Source organism: Caldicellulosiruptor sp. F32 (genome assembly GCF_000404025.1).
Taxonomy (GTDB): domain Bacteria; phylum Bacillota; class Thermoanaerobacteria; order Caldicellulosiruptorales; family Caldicellulosiruptoraceae; genus Caldicellulosiruptor; species Caldicellulosiruptor saccharolyticus.
Genome location: NZ_APGP01000032.1, coordinates 12,375 through 24,921, shown reverse-complemented (window position 1 = coordinate 24,921; position 12,547 = coordinate 12,375). Strand labels below are relative to the sequence as shown.

The 12,547-nt window shown below is 36.1% G+C and carries 11 protein-coding genes; 3 read left to right on the top strand and 8 right to left on the bottom strand.

Annotation, left to right across the window (positions count from 1 at the left end; all coding sequences use genetic code 11):
• Positions 1 to 63: 63 nt before the first annotated feature.
• The 4 genes from H964_RS03705 to H964_RS03690 are packed head-to-tail and all read right to left on the bottom strand — an operon-like array spanning position 64 to position 4,581.
• The gene (locus tag H964_RS03705; RefSeq protein WP_039764731.1) at positions 64 to 2,556 is read right to left on the bottom strand and encodes an ATP-dependent Clp protease ATP-binding subunit; all 2,493 of its coding nucleotides are present in this window, start codon (positions 2,554 to 2,556) and stop codon (positions 64 to 66) included.
• 15 nt (positions 2,557 to 2,571) lie between these two features.
• Positions 2,572 to 3,558 carry a protein arginine kinase gene (locus H964_RS03700; RefSeq protein ID WP_039764728.1) on the bottom strand — a complete coding sequence of 329 codons (987 nt, stop codon included), beginning with the start codon at positions 3,556 to 3,558 and terminating at the stop codon, positions 2,572 to 2,574.
• A gap of 8 nt (positions 3,559 to 3,566) precedes the next feature.
• Positions 3,567 to 4,079: a UvrB/UvrC motif-containing protein gene (locus H964_RS03695; RefSeq protein ID WP_039764784.1), complete on the bottom strand. Its 513-nt coding sequence runs from the start codon at positions 4,077 to 4,079 to the stop codon at positions 3,567 to 3,569.
• Positions 4,080 to 4,122: 43 nt separating this feature from the next.
• Entirely contained in the window at positions 4,123 to 4,581 is a 459-nt protein-coding gene (locus H964_RS03690) for a CtsR family transcriptional regulator (protein ID WP_011917874.1), read from the bottom strand.
• A gap of 169 nt (positions 4,582 to 4,750) precedes the next feature.
• On the opposite strand from H964_RS03690, the gene H964_RS03685 reads away from it, so the two are divergent.
• Positions 4,751 to 5,719 (top strand): polysaccharide deacetylase family protein, encoded by a 969-nt coding sequence (locus H964_RS03685; protein WP_039764726.1) that lies wholly within the window; start codon positions 4,751 to 4,753, stop codon positions 5,717 to 5,719.
• 42 nt (positions 5,720 to 5,761) lie between these two features.
• On the opposite strand, the gene H964_RS03680 is transcribed toward H964_RS03685, so the two are convergent.
• Together H964_RS03680 and fusA are read right to left on the bottom strand one after the other, a co-directional pair.
• Positions 5,762 to 6,058, bottom strand: coding sequence for a zinc-ribbon domain containing protein (locus tag H964_RS03680; RefSeq protein ID WP_011917876.1), 297 nt, complete (start codon positions 6,056 to 6,058; stop codon positions 5,762 to 5,764).
• A 126-nt stretch (positions 6,059 to 6,184) separates the two neighbouring features.
• Complete coding sequence (gene fusA / locus H964_RS03675) at positions 6,185 to 8,269, bottom strand: elongation factor G (protein WP_039764724.1); 2,085 nt, start codon at positions 8,267 to 8,269, stop codon at positions 6,185 to 6,187.
• A gap of 255 nt (positions 8,270 to 8,524) precedes the next feature.
• On the opposite strand from fusA, the gene H964_RS03670 reads away from it, so the two are divergent.
• Positions 8,525 to 9,577 carry an HD-GYP domain-containing protein gene (locus H964_RS03670; protein WP_039764722.1) on the top strand — a complete coding sequence of 351 codons (1,053 nt, stop codon included), beginning with the start codon at positions 8,525 to 8,527 and terminating at the stop codon, positions 9,575 to 9,577.
• A 12-nt stretch (positions 9,578 to 9,589) separates the two neighbouring features.
• Here the strand turns inward: H964_RS03670 and tsaD are convergent, their stop codons facing one another.
• Complete coding sequence (gene tsaD / locus H964_RS03665; protein WP_039764720.1) at positions 9,590 to 10,600, bottom strand: tRNA (adenosine(37)-N6)-threonylcarbamoyltransferase complex transferase subunit TsaD; 1,011 nt, start codon at positions 10,598 to 10,600, stop codon at positions 9,590 to 9,592.
• A 142-nt stretch (positions 10,601 to 10,742) separates the two neighbouring features.
• Between tsaD and uppP the strand changes: the two genes are divergently transcribed.
• Positions 10,743 to 11,537 (top strand): undecaprenyl-diphosphatase UppP, encoded by a 795-nt coding sequence (uppP, locus tag H964_RS03660; protein ID WP_039764718.1) that lies wholly within the window; start codon positions 10,743 to 10,745, stop codon positions 11,535 to 11,537.
• Here the strand turns inward: uppP and H964_RS03655 are convergent.
• Positions 11,506 to 12,480, bottom strand: a complete 975-nt coding sequence (locus tag H964_RS03655) for a hypothetical protein (protein ID WP_039764715.1) — start codon at positions 12,478 to 12,480, stop codon at positions 11,506 to 11,508. The genes uppP and H964_RS03655 overlap by 32 nt on opposite strands.
• Positions 12,481 to 12,547: the final 67 nt, after the last annotated feature.

Below are 12,547 nucleotides of genomic sequence, written 5' to 3'. Positions count from 1 at the left end.
AAACAAAAGGGTGCTACCTCGGGAAATATCACCGAGGTGCACCCATTTTTTTTATTTAACTCTCTACTTTGCTTGTTCTATTTGAGTGGTTTCAGAGCTGCTGCTTTTCTCTTTTTTGGTTATTACAGTCTTGTCATCTACATAATCAACTATAAACTCATCCCCTTGTTTTATCTGCCCTTCTAAAATAGCTTCTGAAATCTTGTCTTCTACCATGGTCTGGATAGCTCTTTTAAGTGGCCTTGCACCAAATAGCGGATCAAACCCTTTCTTAGCTATTGCATCAACAAGCGCAGGTGTAAATTCTGCATAATACTCGCTTGATTTAATTCTTTCTTTTAAGTTGTTGAGCAAGATTTCAACTATCTTTTTGACATCTTCCTCATCCAATGGATGGAATACTATAATTTCGTCTATTCTGTTCAAAAACTCTGGTCTGAAAGTCTTCTTCAGCTCACCCATAACACTTTCTTTTATCTGCTCATATGTTCTCTGTTTTTCGTCCTCAGACGTCGAAAAACCTAACTTCTTTGGATTTGTAATGAGCTGCGCACCAATGTTTGATGTCATAATAATTACTGTGTTTCTAAAGTTTACAGTCCTGCCTTGAGAGTCGGTAAGTCTACCATCGTCAAGTATTTGCAAAAGGAGGTTAAAAACATCAGGGTGAGCTTTCTCTATCTCGTCAAACAGTACAACTGAGTATGGTCTTCTTCTAACCTTTTCTGTAAGCTGTCCACCTTCTTCATATCCAACATATCCAGGGGGAGAACCAATTAGCTTTGATACATTGAATTTTTCCATATATTCTGACATGTCAATTCGAATAAGAGCATCCTCTGTTCCAAACAATGCTTCAGCAAGCGCACGACAAAGCTCTGTCTTACCAACGCCAGTTGGACCTAAGAATATAAACGAACCAATTGGTCTTTTTGGGTCTTTCAGACCAACTCTTCCACGCCTTATCGCTCTTGCAACAGCTCTTACAGCTTCATCCTGCCCAACCACACGTTTGTGTAAAACCTCTTCTAATTTCAACAGTCTTTCAGATTCATCTTCTGTGAGCTTGTTAACAGGAATACCTGTCCAGCTTGCCACAATATATGCAATATCATTTTCAGTCACAATTGGCTGAGCCTTTTGCTGATCGTTAGTCCACGAATTCTTAACCTTTTCAAGTTCTTGGCGAAGTTTTATAATCTCATCTCTTATCTTTGCTGCTTTTTCATATTCTTGAAGCCTGATTGCCTCTTCTTTTTCCTTCTCAAGCTTTTCAATCTTCTCTTCATGCTCTTTTACATGAGGCGGAAGTGTGTACATTTTAAGTCTCACACGCGATGCGGCCTCATCAATAAGGTCTATTGCCTTGTCTGGTAAGTATCTGTCCGTAATATACTTTGTAGAAAGATCAACAGCAGCTTTTATAGCCTCATCTGTTATCTTAACACCATGATGAGCCTCGTACTTGTCTCGAAGCCCTTTTAATATTTGAATGGTCTCTTCTGGTGTTGGCTCACCAACCAAGATGGGTTGGAACCTTCTCTCTAAAGCTGCATCTTTTTCTATATGTTTTCTGTACTCATCAAGCGTTGTTGCACCAATTACTTGAATCTCACCGCGTGCAAGAGCTGGTTTTAAAATATTTGATGCGTCAATTGCCCCTTCTGCCGCACCAGCACCAATGATAGTATGCATCTCATCAATAAAGAGAATAACATTCCCTGCTTTTCTAACTTCTTCCATTGCCTTTTTTAGCCTTTCTTCAAACTCGCCTCTGAACTTTGACCCTGCAACCATTGCAGAAAGATCCAAAGCAACAACCCTTTTGTTTCTCAAAAGCTCTGGAACATTTCCTTCGACAATCTTTTGGGCAAGCCCTTCAACTATTGCTGTTTTACCAACACCGGGCTCACCAATTAAACATGGGTTGTTTTTTGTCCTTCTCGACAAAATCTGGATAACTCTTTCTATTTCCTTTTCACGTCCAATAACAGGATCAATCTTGCCCTCAAGTGCAAGCTGTGTCAAATCCCTGCTAAATTGATTCAGAGTTGGTGTATTTTGTGTCTGGAAATTTATCTGCTGTTGAGGCGATACCCCACCCATATTTTTAGCATCCTCGTTCAAAAGTTTCATGATTTCTTCAAACAATTTTTGTGGGTCGACACCCAAATCCATTAATATTCTCACAGCAACACTTTCGCCCTCGCGCATAATAGCAAGCAAAATGTGTTCTGTGCTGATATATGTGCTGCCAAGCCTTCGTGCTTCCATAAACGCAATTTCAAATACCCTCTTTGTCCTGGGTGTAAATCCTGTTGGCGGCTGCGGAAGCTGATAATCACCTCTGCCAATTAGCTCTTCTATCTCGTCAATCACCTTTTCTTCAGTAACACCCTGGCTTTGCAAAACTCTTGCCGCAATACCGCCACCTTCTCTAATCAATCCCAAAAGTAGATGTTCTGTCCCAACGTAGTTATGACCAAGCTCGGCAGCAGATTGCTGCGCAAGCATTATCGCCTTTTCTGCTCTTTCTGTAAATCTTCCTTGGAACATTTTTTAAAACCTCCTTTAGTCTAAAATTTTTCTTATAAGCTCTGCTCTTTTTATGTCCCTTTCCTCGGGTGTCATTTCCCTTCCAAAATAGTCTTGTATCATAGCTGGTTGAATCAAGTTAAGAAGCACATCTATCTTATCAATTGTAACCTCTTTTATAATACCCATACTGATACCCATTCTCACGTCTGAAATTAATTTTAGTGCCTCGTTCGATGAGATATTTCTCGCATATTTCAAAATTCCAAAAGACCTGTATACCTTATCTTCGATAAATGCTCTGTTCTCATTCAAAAGTTTTAGTCTTGCTTGACGTTCTTGTTCAATTATCTGGTTTGTGATGGAAATAACATTTGCAATAATGTCCTCTTCTGGCTGCCCTAATGTAATCTGGTTCGAAATCTGATAAAGATTCCCTACAACCTCACTTCCCTCACCATAAAAGCCTCTTACAGCAATACCAAGTTTTGTAATTGTCTCAATGATTTCCTTCATATAACCAAGAAGGGTAAGTGCCGGAAGATGAAGCATGAAAGACGCTCTCAGTCCTGTTCCAACATTGGTGGGACAGGATGTAAGATATCCCCATGTTTCGTCATAAGCATATGGAAGGTGCTCTTCTAGAAAGTCATCAATTCTGTTTGCATCCTCCCAGGCCATCTGGATGTTTTGCCCTCTGTACAACACCTGGATTCTTAAATGATCTTCTTCATTTATCATGATACTTATATTTTCATTCTGGTCAATTGCAACAGCACTTTTTATCTTTGACGAGACCAAAGCAGGTGATATTAAGTGTTTTTCAATCAAAACCTGTCTTTTTAAAAGCGGCAATTTTCTTATTTCATAAAAATCAAATTTGTATTGCTTATTTCTTGAAATCACATCTCTTACCCTATCTATTACAAGACCAGCATCATAATCGTTCATTTTTATAGTAAAGGGAACATCTGAAAGATTTCTTGCAAGTCGAATTCTACTTGTTACAACAACTTCGTCCATTTTACAAATCACTCCCGAGCAAGTTTCTTCTCAAGTTCTCTTATCTTGTCTCTAATCTCTGCAGCCTTCTCAAACTCTTCATTTTTTATAGCTATATTTAACTCTATCTTAAGCTTGTCAATCTCCCTTTTGATTGCAATATTTTCCCCCATCTTAGTGGGAATCTTTCCAACATGCTTTGTATTGCCATGAATTCTTCTGAAAATAGGATAGAGCTTTTCTGAAAAAGAGTTATAACACATTGCACAGCCAAATCTACCTGTTCGTTTAAATTCTTCAAAAGTCATGCCACAACCCTTGCATGTAATTTGTATCTCAAAAGAAGGTTTTATTACCTGAGTGCCAAAAGCTGGTTCTAATATTCCGGCTAAAAAGTTTGTAACCGAAAAAGGTGTATCAAATTCTATGGTGCCTTTTTGCTTTGCACATACCTCACAAAGATGCATCTCTGTCTTAATGCCGTTTATAATCTGCGTATAGTGAACAGTTGCTGGGCGCTTGCCACAATTTTCGCAAAGCATTATAAAACTCACCATCCTTTACGAAAACCTCTACTTATAAATATTACCCGTTCATAAGCGAAATTATCATAGCTTTTAAAATTAACATCCTTAAAGTATCTTTCAAAGGTTGATTTATGGGTAGAGACTTGTCATTCAACGCTGCTTTCATCAAATTTGCTTCTCTCTGAGTTATAGCACCGTTTTCTAACAAGCACTCAATAATTTCGTTTGCTTGATGCTGGGTAACAGGAGAATTTATGTTATTTAGGATATTCTCAAGCAGATTTGAACTATTTTCAAACTTTATCTTTACTATACGTATTGAACCGCCACCACCGCGCTTGCTTTCTATATAATATCCTCTTTCGATTGTAAAACGTGTTGAAAGAACATAGTTTATCTGTGACGGTGCACAGTTGAAAAAGTTTGCAAGCTCATTTCTCTGAATCTCAACTTCACCATCTTTTTTTTCAATTAGCTGCTTTATAAATTCCTCAATGATATCGGACAGTCTTGGCATAAAAACCTCCCCCGTCTTAAGACCCGTGTTGACTTTGACTATCTTTGACCTTGTAATTATATTTTAATATATTTTCTTTTTAAATGCAAGATATTTCTTGTTGTTAAGATGTGATAAATATATTATAATGTCTTGTATAAAATACTAAAAAGAGAGGAACAACAAGCCGTTGAAACTCAAAAAAATTTTAGCAGTGATCTTGCTTATTTTACTTGCAATTGCGCTGGTAACATCTGTAGCTATAAAAACTGAGCAAATACTCACAAGTGTGATTTTAAAAAGCCATCACAATGCTGAAAAAACTGCCCCTCCATCTTCTCTTGCTCAAAAAAATTTTAAGATTCAGCCCTTTAATATTATATCAAAAAATTTAAATGAGGTAAGCAATACAAATAAAAGCAAAGCACAAAAATTTCTAGAGCCAGTAACCAGATCAGTTTATGAGACAACTAAACCTTTTAGTCCGGTATTAGATCTACATGGTACCTCAAATACTAAAAACATCTCTAAAAAGGTTATATACCTAACAATAGATGACGGACCATCATCTGAGACACCTAAGATTCTTGAGATTTTAGAAAAAGAAGGTATAAAAGCTACTTTCTTTGTTGTTGGATACAACTGTGTAAAATATCCAAATTTTCTCAAGCAAATTTATCAAAAAGGCCATCTAATTGGCAATCATTCGTACTCGCACAAGTATAAAGTAATTTACAAAAGTTTCAAAAATTTTGCTGACGACTTTAATAAAGCCCAAGATGTGATATATCAAATTACAGGGATAATGCCAAAATATTATAGATTCCCTGGCGGGTCTTTAAACAAGGTATCACCTCAAATAAAAAAGTTTTTTGACAAAAACAAGGTAATATACATTGACTGGAATGCTATAACCGGTGATTCATCAAAGAATCATGAAAAACTTACTTACAAGGATATAATCAAAATGACTTTTGCAAGTATAAAGAATAAAAATCAAATAGTGCTTCTTATGCACGACAGTCCTACAAAGAAAAATGTCATTGAAGCTTTGCCCTATATAATTAAAACTTTAAAATCTAAGGGCTATGTCTTTGAAACAGTAGACAAAATGCCAAAACCTTTGCAATTTAAAACAAAAGCCGCATCATCACACTGATGCGGCTTATTTAGCCCCATTTTATTTTAACCTGCAGCAATTTTACCTTGTTGCTCTTATCTTAGAAAAGCAATCACTGCAGTATATGGGTCTGTCATTTCTTGGCTTGAACGGAACCTTTGTCTCTTTTCCGCATGCGCTGCAAACTGCATCGTAAAGTTCACGTCTTCTTTCTTGTCTACCTTCTCTTCTTTGCATAGCCTTTCTCTGGTCTCTGCACTCTTTGCATCTTGTTGGTTCGTTCTTGAACCCTTTTTGCGCATAAAATTCTTGTTCACCTGCTGTGAACACAAACTCTCTTCCGCAATCCTTGCAAACTAATACCTTGTCTTGATACATTCTAAAATTCCCCTCACTTCATGGATTTAGATTTTTCTGACGTCTATTGTTCACCCTGAACAACCAACGTCTTTTTAATTATAACCCCATTTTCTCTATTTGTAAATAGCAAATTGAAAAAATTTTTTACTCCTCTTCTTCCTCGGTCATTTGAGCTTTTGCTGCCTCAATTACTTTCTGAGCAATATGGCTTGGCACCTCTTCATATCTTACAAACTCCATTGTAAACCAGCCTCTGCCCTGTGTCATAGACCTCAAATCTGTTGCATACTTGAACATCTCAGCAAGCGGTACCTCTGCCTCTATCTTTTCCATGTTCTTATCGACAGGCTCCATTCCTAAAACTCTCCCTCTTCGCCTGTTCAAATCTCCCATTATGTCGCCTGTGTAACTTTCCGGTACAACAACTTTGACATTCATGATTGGCTCAAGAAGCACTGGGTTTGCCTGTGCCAATCCTTTCTTGTACGCAAGAGAGGTCGCAACCTTGAAGGCAAGCTCTGAGGAGTCAACTGGATGGTATGAACCGTCAACAAGTGTTGCTTTGAGGTTCATGACAGGATAACCTGCTAAAACACCCTTTTTAATGCATTCTCTCAATCCCTTTTCAACAGCTGGTATATATTGCTTTGGTACAGCTCCACCAAAGATTTTTTCCTCAAACACTAAATCTTCCACTGGACTTGGCTCAAATTCAATAAATACATGTCCGTACTGACCATGTCCACCTGTTTGTTTTTTGTACTTTCCTTCACTTTTAACCTTTTTTCTGATGGTCTCTCTATATGGAACTTTTGGCTCGGACAATACAACAGATACCCCGAACTTATTTTTTAGCTTATTTACAATCACATCAATGTGAAGCTCGCCAATTCCGTATATGATGTTCTGGCCTGTTTCATTGTTTTTTTCTATTTTAAATGTCAAATCTTCCTCCATTAACCTATGAAGCCCATTTGAAATCTTCTCTTCATCGCCCTTTGCTTTTGGTTCAATTGCAAGCATAAGCCATGGACGCGGAAATTCAATTGTTTCAACTTGAAGTAACTTAGATTGGTCACACAAAGTAGTATTTGTAAGCGTAGATTGCAGCTTTGTCACAACACCTATATCACCTGCTTTTAGCTCTGCAGTTGGTATTTGTTTTTTGCCTCTTACAATAAAAAGCTGGGAAATCTTTTCTTGTCTGTCTGATGAGGTATTGTAAAGGGTCATATCAGGTCTGAGGGTCCCAGTCAAAACCTTGAGAAATGTAATTCTGCCAACAAATGGATCAGCAACTGTTTTAAACACAAATGCGCAAGCTGGCAAACTTGTGTCTGGCTTTAGAATAATCTCACTATTATTCTTCACATCTCTTGCTTTGAACTCTTTTTCAGCTGAGGAAGGAAGAAGCTTTGCAATCGCATCCAAAAGCTCTTTGACACCTAAATTTTTCAAAGCTGAGCCACACATGACTGGAAATACTGACCTTGAAAGCACACCAAGCTTCAAGCCCATGAAAATTTCATCTGTTGAAATCTCCTCACCTGAAAAATACTTTTCCATAAGCTCTTCATCGTTTTCTACAGACGCCTCTATTAAATTATTTCTGAGCTCCTCAACTCTATTAATCAACCCGCTCGGGATTGAAACTTCCTTTGCGGAGTTGTTCTCATACACATATGCCTTTTTTGAAATGATGTCTACAAAGCCCACAAATTTTCCATTTTCAATTATTGGATACTGAATTGGAATTGCCTTTGGAGTCAAAACATCACCAATCTTTTTTAGTACCTTTTCAAAATCAGCATTCTCTTCATCCATCTTATTTACAAAAATTAGAACTGGCAACTTTTTGTTTTCTGCAAACTCCCATCCTTTTTCTGTCCCAACTTGCACACTTGTCTTTGCACCAATTACCAAAACTGCAGATTCTGCAACATGTATAGCTTCACAAACCTCACCCACGAAGTCAAAATAACCTGGCGTGTCAAGCACATTTATTTTGTAATCTCCCCACTCAAGTGGCTCAACTGTCATTGAAATAGAGATTCGTCTTTTTATCTCCTCAGGGTCAAAGTCAGAAGTGGTTGTACCGTCTTCTGTTCTGCCAATTCGGTCAATACACTTTGCATTAAAAAGCATGCTGTCTGTCAGAATTGTCTTTCCATCTCCGCCGTGTCCAAGTAAAACTACATTTTTAATATACTGCGGAGCGTATTCTTTCATATTACATTCCCCCTTGAATTTTGACTATGAGAAATTTGTAGATACTAATAAGATATTCTACATCAAAAACGAAAATCCTTTTTAAACTTGATATTCTCATAGACATTTTTGAAAAAGTACAATGCTTTAAACAAAACAAATTTTAAAATACTATACAAAAACACTGTTGATTAAATAAAAGTATTTCTGTAAAATTTTAATTAGAAACATCTTTATTTGCATCAATAAAATACTGAAAAGGAGTAGTAAAAAAAGATGAGAAAAGTCACAATTGATGAATTGCAAGAAGGTATGAAGCTTGCAAGAGATGTGTTTACTGAAAATGGCAAGCTTTTGCTTCCCGAAGGATTTATCATAAAGCCCTCATTTATTGAAAAACTAAAGGAATACAATATTGACAGTGTTTATGTTGAAGATGAAATAACAAAAAATTACGTAAAGGAAGAGATTATTTATCATGAAACATTTATTGCAATTCAAGATTTGATGGTCTCAGCAAAGACAGGTGAAATTGTTGACCCCTTTGTTGCTCGTGAGATTGTTAATGATATTGTTGCCGAGATAATTCAAGAAGAGGATGTATTTTTGAAGATTGTTGGATTTAGAGATGTTGATAATTATACATATTTTCATTCAGTAGATGTTAGCATCTTTTCTGCGATAATAGGAAAGCTTTTAGGTTTTGAGAGAAAAAAGATAGAAGATTTAGCCTTAGCAGCTTTGCTACATGATTTTGGTAAGATGAAGATTCATCCAGAAATTCTGAATAAACCGGCAAAACTTACAGATGAAGAGTTTGAAGAAATGAAAAAGCACACTATTTATGGATATCAAATGGTCAAAAATATGGAAGGGATTTCAGAAGAGATTGCAGAAGTAGCACTTTTACACCATGAAAGGCTTGACGGGTCAGGCTATCCACTAAAATTAAAAGGTGATAAGATTCCTATTTTTGCAAGAATTATAGCAATTGCAGATGTGTATGATGCTCTTACAGCTGACAGAGTTTACAAGAAAAAGGTGGTGCCCACTAAAGCAGCTGATTACCTTTTAAAATATGCAGGAGTTCAGTTTGACAAAGAGATTGTACAAAAGTTTTTGAAGATGGTTGTGAAATACCCTGTTGGATGTTTTGTTGTTCTTAACACAGGTGAAATTGCAATCGTGTATGAAGAAAATCCATTCAATAAAACAAGGCCTATTGTAAAAGTGGTTGCACGGAAGGAAGGCCCACCAGTACTCACCCCATACTACATAGACCTTGCCCAGGACCAAAAGAGAGAGATTATTGATGTTATAAATTACTAATACAATCTTTTTTTATTCCTTTTTGCTAACAAGACTGATATAAGGTACTGCATTTGTGCTATAGCTTGAGGTCTGTCCTTTTATCAATTTAAAATACCCTGCAGAGGCTATCATCGCTGCATTGTCTGTACAGTACTTAAAATCAGGGACGTAAAATTCTATTTGATGCTCACTACATCTTCTTGAAAGTTCTTCCCTGAGTTTTGAGTTAGCAGCAACCCCACCTGCAATTGCAACTCTTTTTATGTTTGATTCAAGAGAAAGCTTTATTGTCTTTTCTACCAAAGTGTCAACCACTGCCTTTTGGAATGATGCTGCTACATCCTCTACCTTAAAGTTCTCTCTACGCTGGTTTAAAGTATGCACATGGTTTATAACAGCAGATTTTAGCCCGCTAAAACTAAAATTGTACCCTTCCACATCAGCTAAAGGGTACTTATATTTTTCTTCATCTCCATGTCTTGCAACTTTATCTATTGCAGGCCCACCAGGATACCCCAAACCCAAATACCTTGCGATTTTGTCAAACGCCTCGCCTGCTGCATCATCTCTTGTCTTTCCAACAACTTCATATCTGTCAAAGTCTTCTAAAATAATCAGATTTGTATGCCCACCTGAGACAACCAAAACTATTAAAGGCGGTTTGAGCTTGGAATAGGTAATGAAATTTGCGTATATATGTCCTTCTATATGGTTTATGGCAATAAAAGGTATCTTTCTGGCATAGCTTAGTGCCTTGGCAAACGAAAGTCCAACAAGAAGAGAACCAACAAGCCCAGGCCCATAAGTTGCCGCAACTGCATCTATTTTATCAATATCTATATCTGCCTCTTTTAAAGCCATGTCAACTACATACGAAATCTTCTCAACATGTTTTCTTGAAGCTATCTCTGGAACAACTCCACCAAATTGATTGTGAATCTCAATTTGAGAATACACAATGTTTGAAAGAACCTCTCTGCCATCCTTTACAATAGCAGCTGCTGTCTCATCACATGATGTTTCAATACCAAGTACAAGCATCTATAATTTGCATCTCCCTTTCAATGTTCTTTTGAGTAACGTTTTTATTATACCAAATTTTTAATTTGGTTTTAATAAAATATAAGTCGTATTTTTGGTATAATATAAGAGTCTATTAAAATTTTCAAAGGAGGCATGAGTTTTGAGCACTTTTCAAGCAATCTTTTTGGGAATACTTCAGGGTTTGGGAGAATTTTTGCCTATTTCGAGCTCTGCTCACCTTATTATATTCCCATGGCTTTTTGGATGGAAGGAACACTCACTGGTATTTGATGTAGCTTTGCATTTAGGTACTCTTTTGGCGGTACTTGTATATTTTTGGAGAGACTATATCGAGATAATAGTAAAAGGTATTACACAGCCAAAATCAGACCAAGGAAAACTTCTGTGGTTTATAATAGTAGCAACAATTCCAGGAGCAGGGTTTGGATACTTCTTTGAAAACATTGTTGAGAATGTGTTCAGAAAACAGTACCTATTAATTGCTGTGGTACTTGCAGTTTTCGGGTTTATTTTATACTATGTCGATAAAACTGCTAAAAATAAATTTACGCTTTCGAATATGAACATCTTACAAGCAGGACTGATTGGAATTTCACAAGCATTTGCACTTTTTCCGGGAATATCTCGTTCAGGTATTACAATGACAACAGGGCTTTTACTGGGGCTTAAAAAAGAAGCTGCTGCAAAGTTTTCTTTCTTGATGTCAGCGCCAATCATCTTTGGAGCTGGTGCTGTGTCACTTTTGAAAAACATACATGATGTTTCAAGCCAGTTTTCAAGCTTTGCAATAGGATTTTTTACTTCTGCAATTGTTGGATTTTTAGCTATACATTTTTTGCTTGATATAGTGAGAAAAAGTGGATTTAAGATATTCGCTTACTATAGATTCTTACTTGCAGCATTTATTTTAGTTGTCTTTTTTTTAAGAATGTAGACAAGAGCATCATCATAATTACTCCAATACCAAGATAGCCCATAAGAGAATACAGACTTCTTAGAAGCTGCTCAAAACCATTAAAACCCAAAAGTAAAGCTGTAATCATTATGATATTTTGAATTTCTGAACTTTTGATAGAATAACAAAGTCCCACATAGTTTGCCAAAATTGTTGTAAGTATCTCCAAAAATGTACACAATATAAGGATGGCTTGTAATACATGATTGTCAGTTGCCTTCAAAAGTGGCATCTGTGAGGTTTGAGAAGAAGGATTTGAAAGTATAATTATGTTTATGAAATTCAACAATATAAAAATTAAAATAGAAGCTATGATAATACCAACTTTTAGTTCTCTGGTTTTAAACCTATTTTTTAACTTATATATTACAGGAAATGCTAAAAGTGAATTGTATGTTGCATATAATATCGGTGAGAGAGGGGTAGAGTAAAGTTTTTTCAAAGAATCTGTGAGTACATCAAACTGTAGTAATACCTCTTTAGAAAATGTGTCTTTTAAAAAAATTATAAAAATCGTACTAATTAGCAAACTTACAACTACTTTATTCACATTAATGACAGAAGTAAAACCGTGGCTGTAGATGACAATACTCAATACAAAGCAAAGAATTGTAAAGAGATACCTGTTTACCCCCAAAAATTCAAAGCCGAGCTGCCCAAAAGCTGAAAACATTACAATTAAAGTCACAAATGAAAATAACATGATATACAACCTTAAAACTTTATTTAAAATACCATTTTCAAATACAGTGTTTGAAAAGTATAATAAAATCAAAAATATTAGAAATGATGCTACACTGATATACCAAAAACTGGTTGATTTATACTGAGAAAAGAAATAGAAAACCTCTTGACCTGTTGAAAAACCAGCTCCAATAATTGAGCCGAGAATTGTTGATGCAATTGCAAAAAATATTGTCATAACTTTGTGTTCTCCTAACATTCTTTTTTCTCAATTAAATGTATTATACTCTTTTATTTAATATGAA